Genomic DNA, 17,297 nt, shown 5'->3' on the forward strand with positions numbered 1-17,297 from the left:
CTTTCTGCTTAAGATTGCATCGTCTAGCTTCGGTCCGACCATGAATTCGGTGCAGCCTGTTCTTCCAATGACCGGCGGATGTTCGTGCGGCGCAATCCGCTACGAGATATCGTCGTTTCCGCTGCTGCTGTACACCTGCAATTGCACGGATTGCCAAACCGCGTCCGGCAGCGCCTTTGCGCTCAACATGCCAGTGGCGACCAAGCACTTTCATCTGCTGAAGGGCGAACCGCAGGGATGGCGCCGTCCGTCTCCGACCGGTGCCGACGTCACATCCTGGTTCTGCGGAGATTGTGGCGGTCGAATCTACGGCGAACGCGCAGGACGCCTGGAATCCATCAATGTTCGCGCGGGGACACTCGACGAGATCAGATGGTTGAACCCGGCTGCCCACATGTTCATGTGAAGCGCACAGCCCTGGATCCAACCGGCGGCCAATGCCGAATGCCACGAGATCGGGCCAAGCGATTTCGACCGCTCGCTGAAAAGTGGCGAGCGATGTGGCCGGAGTTCTTCCCGCAAACATAGCTCTCGTGTGCCGGATGCTGCGCAGCGCGTCGCTCTTCGCGACGTGGTGCGCCGCTGATCCGGACCCAGCAGCCGGGGGGGTGGGTCCCGGCTCTGCGGAGCGTCACTTCGTGCCGCACCGCGTCCGGGACACGCTTCACGGTCGCGAGGCTACCCCACCATCCGCTCGCGGCCGGTCCAGAAGCCTGCCTTCAGCACCTTCTTGTCGACCTTGCCGACGCCGGTCATCGGCAACTCGCTAACGAACTTGATGTGCTTGGGCGCGTGCGCCGAGCCTTTCTTCGCCTTCACGAGGTTGATCAGCTCGTCCGGATTCGGTCGCGCGCCTTCGCGGGCGACGATCACGGCGGTGACGGCCTCGCCCCATTTGTCGTCGGGTACGCCGACCACGGCGACCATGGCGACGTCGGCATGTTGCGACAAGACATCCTCGACCTCGCGCGGAAAGATGTTGAAGCCGCCGGAGACGATCATGTCCTTCTTGCGGTCGAGAATGAACAGGTAGCCGCGTTCGTCCGATCGCGCGATGTCGCCGGTGTGCAGCCAGCCGTTCTTCAGCGTCTCCGCGGTCGCGTCGGGCCGTTTCCAATATTCGGCCATCACATGCGTGCCGCGCACGCAGATCTCGCCGGCCTCGCCGGTTGTGACTTCCCGGTCGTCATTGTCGAGGATCTTCACCTGGCAAGCGGCGATCGGGAATCCGCAGGACAGAAACAGCTCCGGCGTCCTGGGATCGTGGTCCGCCTTGCGCAGCACGGATACTGGATAACATTCGGTCTGGCCGTAGAGCTGCGAGAACACCGGCCCGATCCGCTCGATGCCCTCGACCAGCCGGCTCGGCGACATCGCAGACGCGCCGTACAGCAAGAGTTCGAGCGAGGAGAGGTCGGTCTTGTCGAGTGAGGGATGATCCAGCATGACGTAGATCATCGTCGGCACGAACAGCGTGAAATTGATCTTCTCGCGCTCGATGGTCTTGAACACGGCTTCGGGGTCAAAGCCTTTCAGCATGTGAACGGTGCCGCCGCGCATCAGCGTCGGCAGCACTTTTGTCCCCGCGACATGGCTGATCGGCGCAACCGTCAGGTAGCGCGGGGTATCAGGAATTTCAAAGTCAGCGAGGATCGCGCTGGCAAACCCGCCATATTCGCGGTGGTGCCGCAGCGCGCCCTTGGATTTGCCGGTGGTGCCGCCGGTGTAATTGAGCGTGGCGATGTCGTCGGGTCCGGCAAAGCTGCGTGCCGTGGCGCTGCCGGCGGCTTCAATCGCTTGCAAGAGGTCGGCGCCGTAGCCGGCGGGGCCGAGCGTGAACACTGTCTTCACGCCGGTCGCTTTGGCCGCGAGTTCGCCGCCGCGGTCGCGGAAGGTAACCCCGTCGACCACCAGCATCTGCGCTTCGGAATCCTCGAGCTGAAACAGTTGGTCGTCTAGCGAACCCAGTGGATGCAGCCAGGTGATCGCCAATCGCGAGAGCTGCGCGGCGACGCCCGCGCACCAGGTGTCGGCGCGGTTGGCGGTGAGAAACGCGACGCGCGTGCCGGGCGCAAAGCCCAGCTTCATGAACACGGCCTGCATGCGCCCAATCATATCGGTCGCACCGCGATAGGTGAGCGATCCGCCCGGCCAGGCGAACGCCGTGCGGTCCGGGTAGCGCGCCAGCGCCAGCAAGGTCTGCTCGCATGCCGCTGGGAACGCGTAGAGCGGATTGCCCATCCTTCTTCCTCCTGCCTGTTTTGTAATTGGCCTTCGCCCGTGCCATGTTGGGTGAACGCTAGCACAACAGGCACACTGCTCAAGCTTGGATGATGCAACCAACCGATGCTCTTGCGCGTTTTCGCGATCGCCTTAGCCTGCCGCTGATTGCGGCGCCGATGTTTCTCGTCTCCGGCGTCGAGCTGGTGGTAGCCGCCTGCCGCAACGGCGTGATCGGTTCGTTTCCGACCGTGAATTGCCGTAGCCCCGAACAACTCGATCAATGGCTGACCGACATCGATGACCGGCTGAAGGAGCACTCGGATTCAAGCGGCAAGCCCGCAGCGCCTGTATGCGCCAATTTGATCGTGCATCGCTCCAATGCGCGGCTGGAGCAGGATCTGCAGGTGCTGCTGCGTCACCGGCCGGAAATGATTATCACCTCCGTCGGTTCGCCGGCGCCGGTACTGAAGCCGTTGCGCGATGCCGGCGCGCTGGTGTTTGCCGACGTCGCATCCATCCGCCATGCCGAGCGCGCGGCGGCCGCCGGTGCCGACGGGTTGGTGCTGCTAACTGCAGGCGCGGGCGGCCAGACCGGCTGGCTCAATCCCTTCGTGTTCGTGCGCGCGGTGCGCGCCTTCTTCGACGGACCCCTGGTGCTGGCGGGCGGCATCGCGGATGGTCACGCCCTGCGCGCGGCCGAGGCACTCGGCTGCGATCTCGCCTATATGGGTACCAAATTCATCGCCACGCGGGAGAGCATGGCGGACGCGCGCTACAAGGAGATGCTGGTCGCCAGCAGCGCCGACGACGTCCTGCTGACCAGGGCATTCACGGGCCTGCAGACCAACATGCTGCGCCCCTCGATCGAGGCCGCCGGTCTCGATCCGGACGATCTTCCCGAGCGGGGCGCGATCGATATCGGCAAGGATATCGACATCGGCGCGCGCGAGAACCGCCCGAAACGCTGGAAGGATATTTGGAGCGCGGGACATTCTGTTTCGGGCGTGACGGAGGTGCTGTCCGTCGACGAGATGGTTGCGCGCACAGCGGCGGAATATCGGGACGCTGCCCCTGCGATTTAGCTAGAGCGTTTTCCAGCGAAAGCTTGCCCCGGACTTGATCCGGGGTGGACACCGGTTCGCGTGAAGAAAACGCGTCAAACAAGAATCTAGAGCCCGGTTCTGATTCAATCAGAACCGGGCTCTAGCGCGCAAAAGGTTCCCGGCGATTCAGCCACTGCATTTTTGTGATGCAGCAATGCTAGGGCGCGCCCAACGGCAAATGCCAAGAGAAAGCCGCCGCGCTGGCAAACTTCCGACACAGGATGACGGCGAAAACAGGCAATCCGACATGACGCACGCGCGAAAGGCGAGACCGATTCCAGGTTTCGCCGCCGGGCGCATTTTATTCAGCGAGGCCTTCGTGTCGCACAAGCTCTTCCCCGCGATCCTGCTCATCTGCGCGCTGTTTACCTTCCCGGCTGTCGCGCAGCCCGGCGCCGCGCCTGCCGCCCCTACCGATAAAGCTGATGTCCTGACGCCCGATCAGGCGAAGCGGGCGCTCGATACGCTTTCCGATGACAAGAAGCGCGCGCAAGTCATCGAGACGCTACGTGCGATCGCCAGTGCCTCGCCGCCACCGCAAGGCGCGGCTCCCGCGCCCGAACAGAAATCCGCGATGCCGCTCACGGCGGACAGCCTCGGCGCACAGCTCCTGCTGACGGTATCCGAGCAGGTCGGCGAGATCTCGCGCGAGGTCGCCGATGTGGCGCGGACACTGACGGACTTTCGGGCGTTCTATTACTGGTTCGTGCGGACCGCCAACGATCCGTCCGCCTATCACCAGTTGTTCGACATCGCGTGGAAACTGGCGCTGGTGTTTCTTTGCGCGCTCGCTGCCGAGTGGCTGGTTTTCCACCTGATCAAGCGCCCAGTGGCGCTGTTGGAAGCGCGCCTGCCGCAAACGGCGCGCGCTACGGTAGCGACTTTGGCGGTGGCCGATCCGCCATCCTCCGTGGCTGACGTCACGGCCGCGCCCGAGCTGTATCGGCGGCGCCTCAGTCTGGCGCGCACCTGGCAGTCGCTGGTCAGGTTGCCCTTCGTGCTGGGACGGCTCGCGCTCGAATTGCTCCCGGTGCTCGTCTTTGTCGGTACCGCCACGATGTTGCTGGGAAGCGGGATCGGCGATCTCGCAACCACCCGGCTCGTGATCCTCGCGGTCGTCAACGCCTATGCGCTAACGCGCGGGCTGATCTGCGTAGTACGGGCGCTGGCCGGACCTTTCGGCCTGTTTCGCGTTCGCGCCGAAACCGCAGCCTATATCGAGATATGGGCGCGGCGCATCGTCACCGTCGGTGTCTCAGGCATTGCCTTCGCCAACGTGGCGTTGCTGCTGGGCTTGCATCGCGGCGGCTACATGGCGTTGCTGCGCCTGGTGATGCTGGTCGTCCATCTCTTCATCGTCGTCATTATCCTGCAGTGCCGCCGCCAGGTTGCGGATGCTATTCGCGCGCCGGCCGGCCGCGACGGCACAGCCGCCAGGGTACGCAACCGCGTCGCCGGCCTGTGGCACTATCTTGCGATCGTGCTCGACCTCGCCTTGTGGGCAGTGTGGGCGCTCAACATCCGCAACGGCTACGCGCTGCTCCTGCAGTATTTCGTCGGCACCGTCGCAGTTGCGCTGATCGTGCGTCTTTCCACCATGCTGGTGCTGAGCTTGATCGATCGTGGCTTCCGCATCAGCCCGGAGCTCCTGCGCCGCTTCCCGGGCCTGGAGAATCGCGCCAACCGCTATCTGCCGCTGTTGCGCAACGTCATCTCGACCGCGATCGCCTTCATCGGCTTTGTCGCGCTGCTGGAAGTCTGGGGCATCAACGCCATCGTCTGGTTCTACGGCGGCCAGATCGGCAGCCGGCTGTTGTCGGCGGTGGTCACCGTCGGCATTGCTGCGCTGGCTGCTGCGGCGATCTGGGAAATCAGCAATGCGTTGCTGGACCGCAAGGTTACCGCGCTGTCGCGCGACGGTCACTACGCGCGCGCGGCGCGGCTGCGCACGTTTCAGCCGATGCTGCGAACGGCACTGTTGTGCCTCATCGTCGTCGTCGTTGGCCTCACGGCGCTCAGCGAGATCGGCGTCAATGTCGCGCCGCTGCTCGCCGGCGCCGGTATCGTCGGTATCGCCATCGGCTTCGGCTCGCAGAAACTGGTGCAGGACCTCATTACCGGGCTGTTTCTCCTGATCGAGAACACCGTCCAGGTCGGCGACAACGTCACGCTGTCGGGCCTTTCTGGGGTCGTGGAAAATGTTTCGATCCGCACCCTTCGCCTACGCGCCGGCGACGGCTCCGTGCATATCGTGCCGTTCAGTGCGGTGACGACGATCACCAATTCAAGCCGCGGCGCCGGCAACGCCGCCGTCAGCGTCAACGTGGCCTACAAGGAAGACACCGACCGCGCCGGCCAGATCCTGAAGGACATCGTCGCCGAAATGCGGCGCGAGCCCGAATTCCAGCACCTGATCCGCGGCGATCTCGAACTCTGGGGCGTCGACAAGGTAGACGGCTCGATGGCTTCGATCGTCGGCCAGATCCGCTGCACCGATGCCGGCCGCTGGCCGGTGCAGCGGGAATTCAACCGCCGCATGAAGCGGCGATTCCAGGAGTGCGGCGTGGAAATCGCGCCCGCTAGCCAAACCATTCTGATGCAGGTTCCGGCGCCCGCCGATGCCGCCGCGAATGCGCAGCCCAGGCGGGCGGCGGGCTAGTTCGTCACGCAACGCTATCCGCGTGTCTCAACGCAGGATTCGACCAAGGATGTGCGCCGCCTGATCGATCTCTTTTTCATTCCATGCCGCAAAGCCGAGAAACAGGCCCTGCTCATTGGTCTTGTGATACAGCATGCTCGATAACGGCCGGCTGGCGACGCCGGCGTCGAGCAGGCGCGCCGACAATTGCCGGTCGTTTGCCGGTCTGCTGCACCTTGCCAGCAATTGCATGCCGCCGGCCGGGGCTTCGATCGCGAGACGGTCGCCGGCTTCAGCGGCAAGCGCCTGCAGCATGCAGTCGCGCCGGCTCTTGTAGAGGCGCGTCATCCTTCTGATGTGGCCGAGATAGGCGCCGGATGCGATGAACTCGGCCAGCGCATCCTGCATGGTGATCGACGTCAACATTCCCATGTGGCGCTGCGCCAGTTCGAAGTGATCAATCAGCGCTTCCGGGACGACGAGGTAACCGAAGCGAATGTCCGCATACGTCGCTTTCGAGAAGGTGCCGAGATAGAACACGCGCGGCGACGTTGCGAGCCCCTGCAGGGCGGCCACCGGGCGGGCCTCGTAGTGAAATTCACCGTCGTAGTCGTCCTCGATGATGCAAGCGCCCGTGGCTTCGGCGAAACGCAGCAGTTCGAGACGGCGGCCGATCGGCATCAGCCGCCCGGTCGGATATTGATGCGACGGCGTGACGAAGATCAGCCGCGGCGCCTCCTTGCGGGATGAGACGGCCATGCCTTGCGCGTCGAGCGGTATGGCGGAAACGATGGCGCCGGCGGCATGCAATGCGACGTTGGCACCGCCATAGCCCGGGCTTTCGATCCAGGCGTGATCGCCGCGCTCGAGCAGCGCATCAGCGATCAGCGTCAGGCCGGATTGCGCCGTCGGCACGATCAATATCTGATCGGGCTTGGCTTTGATTCCGCGATGAACCACGAGATGCCCGAGCAGCGCTTCCTGTAGCGGTCGATGGTTGATGGGCCGGTCGCGGCGTAGCAGTGCGTTTCGCGCCGCGCGCCGCAGGCAGCGGCTCCACACATCGTGCGGAAACTCGCGCTCGTCCGCCAGCCCGGGCTGAAACGGCCGCGGCCGTCCGTCATGAACAGGCGGCCAGTCCGCCCGCTGCAGGCTGCGCGCCCAGGACGACAGGCCTATTCGCTCGCTTCCGGCCCGGCTGCTTCGCGGCGACATCTTGCGGCGATCGAGCGACAGGCCTTCGGCGACGACCGGACGGCGTCCGGCGGCAAGCGAGAGATAGCCTTCCGCGGCCAGTTGCTCGATCGCAAACGAGACGGTGTTGCGTGAGAGGGCGAGCGATTGCGCCAGTTGCCGGCTCGAGGGCAGGCGCTGGCCGGGCGCGAGGCGTCCTTCCGTGATGAGGCGCCGCAACTGGTCGGTGAGCTGGCGCGTCAAGGTCGCGCCGCTGTCGCGCGCCAGATGCAGCATTCCGGGAATCAGGTCGTCCACAACTGGCACCAGCAAATCTCAAAAACTGGTTCTTTCATTAGAGCCAGTTGAAGGGCTAGGCAATGCCGAGCGGCTCATGACGGGACGTGTTCGAGATGGCCAGTGGACTTTCAACCCGCAGCGCGGCGGCGCTGCTTGCCGGTGTCGTGTTCGCGTGGGGGACCAACTGGCCGGTGACGAAGATGATCGTGCACGACGTGTCCCCGCTATGGGCCACGGCGCTGCGCTGCATGATCGCCGCCGCGACGCTGGCGCCGATGTTGTGGGCGCAGGGGACGTTCATCGTCCCGAAGCGCGGCGACCTGCCGGTCGTGTTCTGCACCTCGATTCTGCATCTGGTGGCGTTTTCCGCATTGGTGGCGGCCGGGCTGCAATTCGTGCCGGCGGGCAGGGCGATCGTGCTCGGCTATACGACCCCGCTATGGGTCGCGATCGGAGCAGCCATGTTTCTGTCGGAGCATATCACGCGCCGGCGCGCGATCGGTATCGGCTGCGGCCTGGCGGGCCTCGCGGTCATCTTCGATCCGCAGACGCTGAACTGGGCTGACCGCAACGCGCTGTTCGGCAGCGGCCTAATTCTGATTGCCGCGTTCTGCTGGGCCGGCAACATCGTCTATGTCAGGGCCCACAAATGGATCTCGACACCCTTCCAGCTCGTGTTCTGGCAGGTGCTGCTGGCGGCGGCGCTGCTGTCGACCATCGCGTGGCTCGTGGAGGGCCCGCCGCACATCTTGTGGACGGCGCGTCTCGCCGGCCTGATGCTCTATAGCGGCATCGTCTGCACGGCATTCGCCAACTGGGCAATGACCATGGTGAACCGCAGCCTGCCGGCCGTCACCACCTCGCTGTGCCTGCTGGCGACGCCGCTGCTCGGCATCGTCAGCGCCACCGCGATGCTGAACGAGCCGCTCGAGCCGTCGCTGTTTCTGGCGATGGCGCTGATCATCGGCGGCATCGCGCTCGGCACCATCGCCGGTGGCTCGCTTCGAGAAAAGACGGCCTAGTTCGCCACAAAATACCAATTCTCGTCGTAGCGCTCGAGCCGGCTCGGCGGCTTGTCGGCGAATTCGAAGAAGTTTTTGGGATCGCCGCCCGGCGGCACGAGCAAGAAGCCGGTGAAATAGTGCTTCAGGCCGCGTGAGGTCAAAAACAGCACATAGGTGCCTTCTTCCGTCTCGTCGACGACGATGTCGTTGCCGACGGAAACATTTGGCTCGCGGTCGCCGAGCGCGATCAGGTTTTTGTTGTAGGAGACGTTGGGTTTCAGTTCGCCGGCTTCGATGCGCGCCACGATCCGTTCGCGGTCGGCCCGGTGCCAGCGGAAATTCTGCTGGAGGGCGACCTGGTGCAGCGGGGCATAGGCGAGAATGGCAAGCGTGAGCACACAGATCAGGAAGGGAAGGGCGAACTTCGCGCCACTGGTTCGGATCTTGGGGAGCAGCGAAGCCGACCACACGATGCAGCCGAAGAACACCAGCGCGACCAGCGGCATGACGACAAGCAGGACGAAGCCGGAGGGCCAATCCGCCATCGACAGTTCGAACGCCGCGATCGACAGCGTGAAGGCTGAAATTGCGATCGTCGCCACCAGCGCGGCGCGAACTGATAGCCCGGTGGCGACTGACGCCGTCTGGGATGTCGCTTCAGCCATGCCGGGTCGTTCCGCTCCGCCGTTTGCTCGCGTTCCGGCCCTTGCCATTCCGAAGGCTTAACGCGCCGTTAACCATATCGGCCCCAACAATAACCCCGACGATGGTTCGCCGCCACGGTCGAACCGACGGCAAATCGAAAGGGGTATGGAATGGATTTCGACCGGTATTTTGCCAAAACCCCGGCAACTCTCGAGGAGATCCGGCGCCGGGTGATGTTTGCGCTCGACCGGCATCCGCTGTGCCGCGGTATCGAATTCGACGTCGTCAGCATGCCGCGCAACCGCAAGTGCAACTGGACCGTCACCCTGCAGCAGGTCGCCCCTGACGCCCTCTGGGAAGCTTCCGATATCGTTGCCGATATCCAGGAGGCCTATGAATTGGCCGCAGCGGCCTGATTTCAGGGCTATTTTGGGCCTTTTTCCTCATCTTTTCGACCGCGTCAGCGCGGCGATTGGCATCGTATAGCCTCAATTATCATCCAGTTTTCGGCAAAAGGGCCAAACGTCGGCGGGAATGGAGACCTTTTTGACCAAGACTATGACGATTGTCGCGCTGATCTGTTTTCTCGTGGCCGGCGCCGCCGTCACCGCCATTATCGGCCGCGACAGCGTGCCTGCCGCCCGGTTCGAACTGGCGTCGGCTTCCTCCGTCCAGGCGCCGGTGTCGAACAAGGAAGGCAAAAAGGATCGCTTGGCCGTCCTAAGCTACGCCACCGCCGCGGTTGACCCCCAGCCCAGGGATCCCGCGCTGAACGAATCGCTGCGCCGGGCCTATGCCTCGACTTCGCCTGTCGATATGGCCATGCCGAAGGAAATCGCGGCTCCGACCGCCCCGCCCACGACGTCCACCGCTGAGCCGAGCACGGCGCCGGTGCAGGCACCTGCACCCGCAAAGCCCAAGGCCGCAGCCAAGCCCCAGCCGCAGAAGAGCTACGCGCTATTGAGCGATGGCCAGATCGCCGGCATCAAGGACCGCCTGAAACTGACGGCGTCGCAGGAGTACTACTGGCCTCCGGTAGAGACTGCGCTGCGCGCCGTTGCCCGCAAGATTCATGCGGGCCGGCAGGCCAACCCGAATGCGACGGGCGTGCCGATCGATCCAGAATCCGCGGAAGTCCAGCAATTGAAATCGGCGGCGATGCCGCTGCTGTTCCAGTTGCGTGAGGATCAGAAGAGCGAAGTGCGCTCGCTTGCCCGCATCATCGGGCTGGAAAAAGTCGCCGCAATGATCTGAGCGCTGCATCGGCCGCTGGTTCCGCAGAACTCCTACGCACAACGCCGTACCGGAACATCGCCCTACCCCACGCGTTGCCCGCGTGGATGAGGGAGTTTGCCGATGCGCACATCAACCGCCTTTTTTGCGGGGGCCGGAACCGTGGTTGTTGCGGTCGCCGCCGGTCTTGGCGGTGGATATCTGGCCGCCAACATCGTCAGCCCGCCGACGCATGTGATCTCGAAACTGGAACGCCGGATGTCAGCGGAGCCGATATCCGTCTCGACGGAGCCATCGGAGCCGGTGCCCCATCTCGCGGCGACGGTGGCCGCGGCCAATACCGTGCCCGCTCAGGAGCAGCCGCAAACGCAACCCCAACAGACCCAGCCACAGCCGCCAACGCCACCACAGCCGCAAACGGCGGCGGCAGCGCCGTCCGCTAATAATGCTTCCACCGAAGAGAAGACGGCCAATAACGCGGCGGCCGCTCAACCTGTACCGCCACCGCCGAAACCGTCGAAGCCCGCCGAACAGGCCAACGAAAAGACTGCTGCGCCGGAGAAGGCGGCTGCTCCCCAGGAGGCGTTTGCCAAGGCGCGTGATGCTGATCTCAAACGGGCTGCCGCCGAACAGCGGCGCGCCGAGCGGCGCCAGCGCTGGGCCGACAGGCGCCGCTTCCAGCAGCCCCGCGAGCACGACCTCGAGGCGGTCGAGACGCAGGTCCGGGAAGCAACCGAGCCGCGGCGCATCATCATCCGCGAAGAAGCGTTCGCTGGGGAGCCGGCACGAATCGAAATGCCCCGGATCAGGTTGTTCGAACAGGATTGATCGATCCGGAAGAGTCGCGGCGCATCCTTCTTGAATAGCTGTCTTGTCCCGGATGCGGTGCAGCGTGTAGCGCTGCACCGCATCCGGGACCCAATGCCGCGCGACATATGGACCCCGGATCAGCAGCGCACCACGCCGCAAGCGGCGCGCTGCGCAGCATCCGGGGAACGCTGGGCCGATCGCGCCGCTTCAATGAAATGAAACATTACGTCTCAGCTAGCCGCCGCACGTCTTAGCCGCCGCGCGATTCCACCACCTTGCGGCAACCATCCGACAGCTTCGTCTTGTTCGCTTTCAGGCAGGCATTCATCTGCGGCGGCTTGCCGATATGCTCGGCGCAGAATTTTCCGGCGTCCGAACGGCAGGCCATCTGCTCCTGGGGAGTGGGGCCGGATTGCGCCTGAGCCAGCGAGCCGGCGCCGAACGACAGGATCAGCGCAGTGGCCGCGGCCACGATATGAATGGATTTCATCATGGATCACCTTTTGACGAGAATGGGAGATTGAAAGCGCGCGAAAACTCGTCGAGGTTGCGCCCGCGGTCCATGCCATGTTCATGGCGTCGGAAGCGGGCCGCAAATCACCCCGCGCGCACCCACACCATTTTCATGGGATGTTGCCGGGCACCTCGATGGACCATGTACAACTCGCGTCGGCTGCGGTGACCGATCGGCACATCGCAAAGAGCTGCACGCCCAATTCGGGAGAGATGACACATGTTGAAGAAGACAGGTTGCCTGAGCGCAGGTCTGATGCTCGCGGCGTTTTCGGCCGTGGCTTCCTTTGCAGTCGGCGGCGTAAGCTCTGCCCAGGCTGCAGTGGTTTATTGCAAGACGGTTGGCGTGCCGAAGGGCTGCGTCGCGCGCCCTACGCCGGTCGCAGCGGCTGCGGTCGTGACGCCGGCCGTGGGCGTTGCCCGTGTCGGCGTCGGCGCTGTGGGCGTCGGAGCTCGGGGCGTCGGTGTTCGTCCCGGCACGCCGATGAACCGCGGTGGCCCGGTGAACCGCGTCGGTCGCCGCTGAGGCAAAGCGTTTTCAAGCGAAGCATGCCCTCGGACTTGATCCGTGGGTGGCACCGGCTCGCGTAAAGAAAACGCGTAACTAAAAATGTGCATGCTAACCGGCAGCGCCATCGCTGTCGGGAAAGCGGTGGGGCAAGGTCAGCCTCACGCGCGTGCCCTTGTTAGTCCCTTGGGCGCAGGAGCTCAGTTCCAGCTCCGCGCCGCAGCGCGCGGCACGGCTTCGCATGTTGCGCAGGCCGCGCGCCGTTTTCGCAGCTCCGGCGGCTCCGCCGTCGGGCGCGATCTCAAACCCCCTGCCGTCATCCTCGACGGTGATGCAGCCGCGCTCGAGGCCATCGGCGCCCGCCAGCGTCTCGATCCTCACCGTAATGCGCCGCGCCTTGGCGTGCTTGACCGCATTGGTCACCGCTTCATCCAACAGCCGCACGATCTGGATGACGTGCCACGGCCGCAGCTCGGGATGAACCGGCAGGCCCTGCGCCGTAACCGCGCGCCAGTCCAGCGCGATGTCGTGCGGACGAAGCTGCGCCATGGCGCGTTCACGCCATGAGCCCAGCGCCAGCATCAGATCGCCGCCGATGTCGTCCATGGAGTCGATGACGAGGCGCAGATCCTTGAGCGCCGCGCGGGCCGCATCACCTATCCCCGCGCTGCCATTGCCGCGCTCGCTGAGCGCCACGATGCTGACGAGCTGGCCGCCGAGCCCGTCATGCAGATCGCGCATCAAGCGCGTGCGCTCCCGCGCCAGCGCGGCGGCGCGGGCGCGCTCCTCCTCGCGGGCGAAACTGGCCTTCAGCTTCTCCTCCGCCTCGCGCACCTGGGTGACGAGGCGGCCGGCAAATCCGTCGACCTGGTTCAGCGCCCGGGCGAACCGCCAGGTGAGCCCCGCGCCGATCGCGACCAGCATCGCCGAATAGGACAGCCGCGCGGTGAAGATGCGGTTGGGCATCATCTGAAACACCGAGAGCAGGTCGACGATCCAGCAGGTCAGCATGATCGTGACCGCGCAGCCGAGCAGGAAACTCGCAACGTTCTGCCGTTGCAGCGCCGATCGCGCAGTAACGACGGCCATAATGAGAAGGGAGATACCGACCATCGGTACGGCGAGAATCAGGAAGAGGGCGCGCACCAGCGCCTGATTTCCGAACAGGCCGGCCAGCGCCAATGCGATGCCCGGAATGAAGATGATCCAGGCGTAGCGCTGCCACTTCCAGCCCGAGAGCAGCAGCGCAAAGACGAGCACCAGTGCGCTTTCGAGCGGCGCGGAGGAAATCAGGATCACATTGAACCTGGAAAACGGCGTCTCTCCCATCGGCGTTTGCAGGAACGCCTGGCCGACACCCACGGCCATCGCCGCCGCCAGAACGCCGTAGGCCGGCTCGTGGCGACGCATCACCCACATGATGCCGAGAATGACAGCCAGAATCGCCTGCCAGGATGAGAACACCACCGGCAACGTCACGAACACCAGCGTTCTGAGATTATAGGTCGGGCGCAACGCTTCGTCCGGTCCGACCCAGACGCGATCGAGGAAGCCTGTGATCGGCCCCCAGATGAACAGCCGGATCGAGATGGCGTTGTCGCCATCGCGCAGCACGGAAGCGGGGATCACCGCAATCGCCGGCGTGTTGCGGTCGGGGCGGTTAGCGGCAGGATCGCGCCGGCTGTCGAGGATCACGACATCGTTGACGGTGACCTCGACCCCATTGGTAAAGCGCGGCAGGAACACCGACCAGGCCCGCGCGGCCTCGCCGGCCGGGCGGATGAAGTGCCCCCTGAAGTGGGGCGGATCGGTCATCGCATTCCGCAACAGAGAGAAGTACGGCAGCGTCACCGCCCGCTCGGCGCCGGCCTCGGTGAGCTGAAAGGCCGTCAACTGATACTGCGCGGGAGGTCCCGGCAGCGATTGCAGAAGCACCGCGACGCCGGCGACGGCGATCACCACCTGCAGCAGCAGATACTGGGTGAGACGGGACGATCGCAGCCGGCGCCGCGCGCGGCCGGGCAGCTCCGGTTGCACGTCGTCGCCGTGACCGTTCACAACTTGATCAAGCCCTGCTGGACCGCCTCGAACACCGCCTCGCCCCGGGTATGAACTTCGAGCTTGCGATAGATGCTCTTGATATGCCCGGGCACGGTTTGGCGCGACAGGCCGAGATGGCTGGCGATCTCGGCATAGCTGAAACCCTTGGCGATGCCCCAGAGAATGTCGATTTCGCGCGGCGTCAGTTTGGTGGTGTTGAGTACTGGGCCGGGCGGCGGCTCTGGCGTGCTTTGGGTCCGGCGCACGATGAAACGCGCGATCGAGGCCGAGATCGGCGAATGGCCGGCGACAAGGTCGCGCACGGTGGCGGCGATGTCGGTGGGGAACGCGTCCTTGAGCAGATAGCCCGTCGCGCCGACGGTGATCGCCGAAATCACGCTTTCCTCGTCACCGAGAATCGAGATCACCATGATCTCGGTATCGGGAAAGCGCCGGCGGGTCTCGCGGATCAGGTCGACGCCATGGCCGTCCGGCAACTGAAGATCGGTCAGCAGCACCTTTGGCGCGCCTTGCGCGAGACAGGCGCGGGCTTCCGCAAGCGTGCCCGCGGCCCTGACCTGGTATCCGGCCTTGGCGAGCGCGTCCTGCAGCCGCCACAGCGTCGGCGCGTCGTCCTCGACCAGCACGACCGTGATGGCTTCCGCCTTGGGCCCGTCGCTCAATGAATTCATCTGAAAACTCCGGCTGCCTGTCCCTGCAGCCCGCGCAAGTGTAACCCCGTGGCAGTTTTTTGCGACACCCATGTTCATGGGGCGGGATTTTTACAAGATTCGAGGGAGGCGAACGGAGCGGAAAAAGCCTATACGATTGCCTCTCAACGAGGCCACCGAAATGCCGAATCCCCCTAAAAACGTACCGCCGACGAAAGTCGGTTCCGAACCCGGCCGCCTTGCCGTCATGTCCGAGGATATCACTGCTGCGGGCGCGTCCATTGCCGGGTCAGTCCTCGTTACCGAATGCGACCAGAGCCGGACGCTGAGCGAGATCTGCGGCTGCAACCTCTGGCTCAAATTCGAGAACCTGCAGTTCACCTCGACCTTCAAGGAGCGTGGCGCGCTCAACCGGCTGCTGGCGCTGTCGCCGGAGGAGCGGCGGCGCGGCGTGATCGCGATGTCGGCGGGCAACCACGCGCAGGGCGTGGCTTATCATGCCAACCGGCTCGGCATTCCCGCAGCCATCGTGATGCCGATCGGCACCCCGATGGTGAAGATCGAGAACACGCGGCGTCACGGCGCGAACACGATCATCTCCGGCAAGACGCTGGAGGAGGCCGGCGAATTTGCCCGCACGCATGGCGAGGCGAACGGCATGATCATGATCCATCCGTACGATGATCCCTTGATCATCGCGGGGCAGGGCACCATCGCGGTCGAAATGCTGCGGGCCGCGCCGCAGCTCGATACGCTGGTGGTGCCGATCGGCGGTGGCGGGCTGATTTCCGGCATGGCGGTTGCGGCCAAATCGCTGAAGCCGGATCTGCAGATCGTCGGCGTGCAGGCGCAGCTCTATCCCTCGATGTACAATGCCATCAAGGGCGATCATCTGCCTATGCGCGGCGACACGCTTGCCGAAGGCATTGCGGTGAAGGTGCCGGGCCGGATCACCACCGAGATCATCCGTCATCTCGTCGACGACATCGTTCTCGTTACGGAAGACCAGATCGAGCGGGCGGTGGCGATGCTGATCGCGATCGAAAAGACGGTCGTCGAGGGCGCCGGCGCCACAGGCCTTGCGGCGGTGCTGGCGGCGCCGGAGCGTTTTGCCGGCCGCAATGTCGGCCTTGTGCTAACCGGCGGCAACATCGATACCCGGCTGATCGCCTCCGTGCTGACCCGCGAGCTCGCGCGCGAGGGCCGGCTGACGCAGATCGCGATCGACATCGTCGACCGGCCCGGCCAACTCGCTGCCGTCTCGGCGTTACTCGCCGAAGCCGGCGCCAACATCATCGAAGTCTCACATCAGCGCACGTTCTCCGATCTCCCCGCCAAGGGCACGCTGCTCGAAGTCGTCATCGAAACGCGCGACCGTGCGCATCTGGATGAGGTGATGAAGCGGCTCGGCGAGGCAGGGTTTGTCGCGTGGCTGCCGGGACGGCGGTGAGCGTCGCGGTTTCGAGCGAAGGATGTCCTCGGACTTGACCCGGGGTTATCGGTTCCCGCAAAGAAAACGCGTCAAAGAAAAAGATCTGGAGCGCGAGGTCGTCATTCAGCGTGACCGGTCGATGTTCGCGTTGGTGCGCATTTCTCAAGCTGGATTTTGAGTGAGGTCCGAGAAGGGCCCAGAACCGACGTTCCGTCCCGGCGGGGCGGCTAAGCGGCCGATGCCTCGGATTGTTTTTCTGCCCAGTTGTGCATCGCAATCGTGACCAGATCGCCGCGGTCATTCATCTGCTGGCACCCAGACGGCCGCTAAGCTAACATGGGGATCATTTGAGAGGAGCGGTGGGTCGCACCGGACGGTTTACTCTCACGGGAGTCCAGGCGGTCGCCGTCTGGGCATACAGCAATGGCCGACATTTCTGCTCCGCAAAAGCCCATGCCACCCCGCGGCTATTTGGCCATCATCCGTAGCATCGACAAGTTCACGGAATTGACCGGGCACCTCTTCGTCCTCTCGATCATTCCCCTGATTTGCGCCAATGTGGTCGAGGTTTTTGCCCGCTACGTCCTGGGGGATCCGACGATCTGGGCCCTCGATGTGACGACGATGTCCTACGCGACCTTGTTCATGCTGGGCTCGGCATTGGCGCTCCTGAAGGGCGCTCACATCCGCACCGATGTACTGTGGGAAGCATTCTCGGATCGCACGAAAGGCATGATCGACAGCCTGGCGTTCCTCTTGTTCTTCCTGCCGACAATGGTCGTGCTGTTCTTCCTCTCGATAGACGATTTCCTCTACTCGCTCTCGATCAACGAACGCGGAAGCTCCGGCGCGTGGACGCCGGTCCTGTGGCCGCTGCGCGGGGTTATTCCGCTGACGGCCTTCATGCTGTTCTTGCAGGGCATCTCGGAGTTGATGAAGAGCCTCTGGGCTTGGCGAACCGGCGCATTCTTGGCCAAACACGAGAAGATCGAGGTCTGAACAAC

16 protein-coding genes are annotated in these 17,297 nt (G+C 64.3%); 10 read left to right on the forward strand and 6 right to left on the reverse strand.

Going from position 1 to position 17,297, the window contains the following annotated elements:
• Window positions 1–40: 40 nt before the first annotated feature.
• A complete protein-coding gene (locus KJQ96_RS05450; RefSeq protein ID WP_213285666.1) occupies window positions 41–406 on the forward strand; it encodes a GFA family protein in 366 nt (121 codons plus the stop codon).
• A gap of 272 nt (window positions 407–678) precedes the next feature.
• Here the strand turns inward: KJQ96_RS05450 and KJQ96_RS05455 are convergent, their stop codons facing one another.
• Window positions 679–2,241 carry an AMP-binding protein gene (locus tag KJQ96_RS05455; protein ID WP_213285667.1) on the reverse strand — a complete coding sequence of 521 codons (1,563 nt, stop codon included), beginning with the start codon at window positions 2,239–2,241 and terminating at the stop codon, window positions 679–681.
• Between the two features lie 92 nt (window positions 2,242–2,333).
• On the opposite strand from KJQ96_RS05455, the gene KJQ96_RS05460 reads away from it, so the two are divergent.
• Together KJQ96_RS05460 and KJQ96_RS05465 are read left to right on the forward strand one after the other, a co-directional pair.
• Window positions 2,334–3,305, forward strand: a complete 972-nt coding sequence (locus KJQ96_RS05460; protein WP_213285857.1) for a nitronate monooxygenase family protein — start codon at window positions 2,334–2,336, stop codon at window positions 3,303–3,305.
• A gap of 340 nt (window positions 3,306–3,645) precedes the next feature.
• Window positions 3,646–5,985, forward strand: a complete 2,340-nt coding sequence (locus tag KJQ96_RS05465; protein ID WP_309142368.1) for a mechanosensitive ion channel domain-containing protein — start codon at window positions 3,646–3,648, stop codon at window positions 5,983–5,985.
• Between the two features lie 27 nt (window positions 5,986–6,012).
• Here KJQ96_RS05465 and KJQ96_RS05470 read toward each other — a convergent pair whose 3' ends face one another.
• A complete protein-coding gene (locus KJQ96_RS05470; protein ID WP_309142369.1) occupies window positions 6,013–7,464 on the reverse strand; it encodes a PLP-dependent aminotransferase family protein in 1,452 nt (483 codons plus the stop codon).
• A gap of 86 nt (window positions 7,465–7,550) precedes the next feature.
• Between KJQ96_RS05470 and KJQ96_RS05475 the strand changes: the two genes are divergently transcribed.
• A complete protein-coding gene (locus tag KJQ96_RS05475) occupies window positions 7,551–8,459 on the forward strand; it encodes a DMT family transporter (protein ID WP_213285669.1) in 909 nt (302 codons plus the stop codon).
• On the opposite strand, the gene KJQ96_RS05480 is transcribed toward KJQ96_RS05475, so the two are convergent.
• Window positions 8,456–9,106 carry a hypothetical protein gene (locus KJQ96_RS05480; protein WP_213285670.1) on the reverse strand — a complete coding sequence of 217 codons (651 nt, stop codon included), beginning with the start codon at window positions 9,104–9,106 and terminating at the stop codon, window positions 8,456–8,458. The genes KJQ96_RS05475 and KJQ96_RS05480 overlap by 4 nt on opposite strands.
• 150 nt (window positions 9,107–9,256) lie before the next feature.
• On the opposite strand from KJQ96_RS05480, the gene KJQ96_RS05485 reads away from it, so the two are divergent.
• From KJQ96_RS05485 to KJQ96_RS05495, 3 genes are all read left to right on the forward strand, one after another.
• Window positions 9,257–9,502, forward strand: coding sequence for a hypothetical protein (locus KJQ96_RS05485; protein WP_065745988.1), 246 nt, complete (start codon window positions 9,257–9,259; stop codon window positions 9,500–9,502).
• Between the two features lie 130 nt (window positions 9,503–9,632).
• Window positions 9,633–10,340 carry a hypothetical protein gene (locus tag KJQ96_RS05490; RefSeq protein WP_213285671.1) on the forward strand — a complete coding sequence of 236 codons (708 nt, stop codon included), beginning with the start codon at window positions 9,633–9,635 and terminating at the stop codon, window positions 10,338–10,340.
• Between the two features lie 102 nt (window positions 10,341–10,442).
• A complete protein-coding gene (locus KJQ96_RS05495) occupies window positions 10,443–11,147 on the forward strand; it encodes a hypothetical protein (protein WP_213285672.1) in 705 nt (234 codons plus the stop codon).
• 232 nt (window positions 11,148–11,379) lie between these two features.
• Here the strand turns inward: KJQ96_RS05495 and KJQ96_RS05500 are convergent, their stop codons facing one another.
• Entirely contained in the window at window positions 11,380–11,619 is a 240-nt protein-coding gene (locus tag KJQ96_RS05500) for a cysteine rich repeat-containing protein (RefSeq protein WP_213285673.1), read from the reverse strand.
• Window positions 11,620–11,862: 243 nt separating this feature from the next.
• On the opposite strand from KJQ96_RS05500, the gene KJQ96_RS05505 reads away from it, so the two are divergent.
• The gene (locus KJQ96_RS05505) at window positions 11,863–12,168 is read left to right on the forward strand and encodes a hypothetical protein (protein ID WP_213285674.1); all 306 of its coding nucleotides are present in this window, start codon (window positions 11,863–11,865) and stop codon (window positions 12,166–12,168) included.
• A 93-nt stretch (window positions 12,169–12,261) separates the two neighbouring features.
• On the opposite strand, the gene KJQ96_RS05510 is transcribed toward KJQ96_RS05505, so the two are convergent.
• Window positions 12,262–14,208, reverse strand: coding sequence for an ATP-binding protein (locus tag KJQ96_RS05510; RefSeq protein ID WP_213285675.1), 1,947 nt, complete (start codon window positions 14,206–14,208; stop codon window positions 12,262–12,264).
• The gene (locus tag KJQ96_RS05515) at window positions 14,205–14,882 is read right to left on the reverse strand and encodes a response regulator transcription factor (protein ID WP_213285676.1); all 678 of its coding nucleotides are present in this window, start codon (window positions 14,880–14,882) and stop codon (window positions 14,205–14,207) included. The genes KJQ96_RS05510 and KJQ96_RS05515 overlap by 4 nt, the downstream gene beginning before the upstream one ends.
• Window positions 14,883–15,108: 226 nt before the next feature.
• Between KJQ96_RS05515 and KJQ96_RS05520 the strand changes: the two genes are divergently transcribed.
• Together KJQ96_RS05520 and KJQ96_RS05525 are read left to right on the forward strand one after the other, a co-directional pair.
• Window positions 15,109–16,311: a threonine ammonia-lyase gene (locus KJQ96_RS05520; RefSeq protein WP_213285859.1), complete on the forward strand. Its 1,203-nt coding sequence runs from the start codon at window positions 15,109–15,111 to the stop codon at window positions 16,309–16,311.
• Between the two features lie 405 nt (window positions 16,312–16,716).
• Window positions 16,717–17,292: a TRAP transporter small permease subunit gene (locus KJQ96_RS05525; protein ID WP_213285677.1), complete on the forward strand. Its 576-nt coding sequence runs from the start codon at window positions 16,717–16,719 to the stop codon at window positions 17,290–17,292.
• Window positions 17,293–17,297 lie beyond the last annotated feature (5 nt).

The organism is Bradyrhizobium sp. sGM-13, from assembly GCF_018398875.1.
Lineage (GTDB): Bacteria > Pseudomonadota > Alphaproteobacteria > Rhizobiales > Xanthobacteraceae > Bradyrhizobium.

Excerpts from the sequence above, each read along its gene's own strand:
- KJQ96_RS05450 (WP_213285666.1), top strand. The coding sequence starts at position 41 with ATGAATTCGGTGCAGCCTGTTCTTCCAATGACCGGCGGATGTTCGTGC.
- KJQ96_RS05455 (WP_213285667.1), bottom strand. The coding sequence starts at position 2,241 with ATGGGCAATCCGCTCTACGCGTTCCCAGCGGCATGCGAGCAGACCTTG.
- KJQ96_RS05460 (WP_213285857.1), top strand. The coding sequence starts at position 2,334 with ATGCAACCAACCGATGCTCTTGCGCGTTTTCGCGATCGCCTTAGCCTG.
- KJQ96_RS05475 (WP_213285669.1), top strand. The coding sequence starts at position 7,551 with ATGGCCAGTGGACTTTCAACCCGCAGCGCGGCGGCGCTGCTTGCCGGT.
- KJQ96_RS05480 (WP_213285670.1), bottom strand. The coding sequence starts at position 9,106 with ATGGCTGAAGCGACATCCCAGACGGCGTCAGTCGCCACCGGGCTATCA.
- KJQ96_RS05485 (WP_065745988.1), top strand. The coding sequence starts at position 9,257 with ATGGATTTCGACCGGTATTTTGCCAAAACCCCGGCAACTCTCGAGGAG.
- KJQ96_RS05495 (WP_213285672.1), top strand. The coding sequence starts at position 10,443 with ATGCGCACATCAACCGCCTTTTTTGCGGGGGCCGGAACCGTGGTTGTT.
- KJQ96_RS05500 (WP_213285673.1), bottom strand. The coding sequence starts at position 11,619 with ATGAAATCCATTCATATCGTGGCCGCGGCCACTGCGCTGATCCTGTCG.
- KJQ96_RS05505 (WP_213285674.1), top strand. The coding sequence starts at position 11,863 with ATGTTGAAGAAGACAGGTTGCCTGAGCGCAGGTCTGATGCTCGCGGCG.
- KJQ96_RS05515 (WP_213285676.1), bottom strand. The coding sequence starts at position 14,882 with ATGAATTCATTGAGCGACGGGCCCAAGGCGGAAGCCATCACGGTCGTG.
- KJQ96_RS05520 (WP_213285859.1), top strand. The coding sequence starts at position 15,109 with ATGTCCGAGGATATCACTGCTGCGGGCGCGTCCATTGCCGGGTCAGTC.
- KJQ96_RS05525 (WP_213285677.1), top strand. The coding sequence starts at position 16,717 with ATGGCCGACATTTCTGCTCCGCAAAAGCCCATGCCACCCCGCGGCTAT.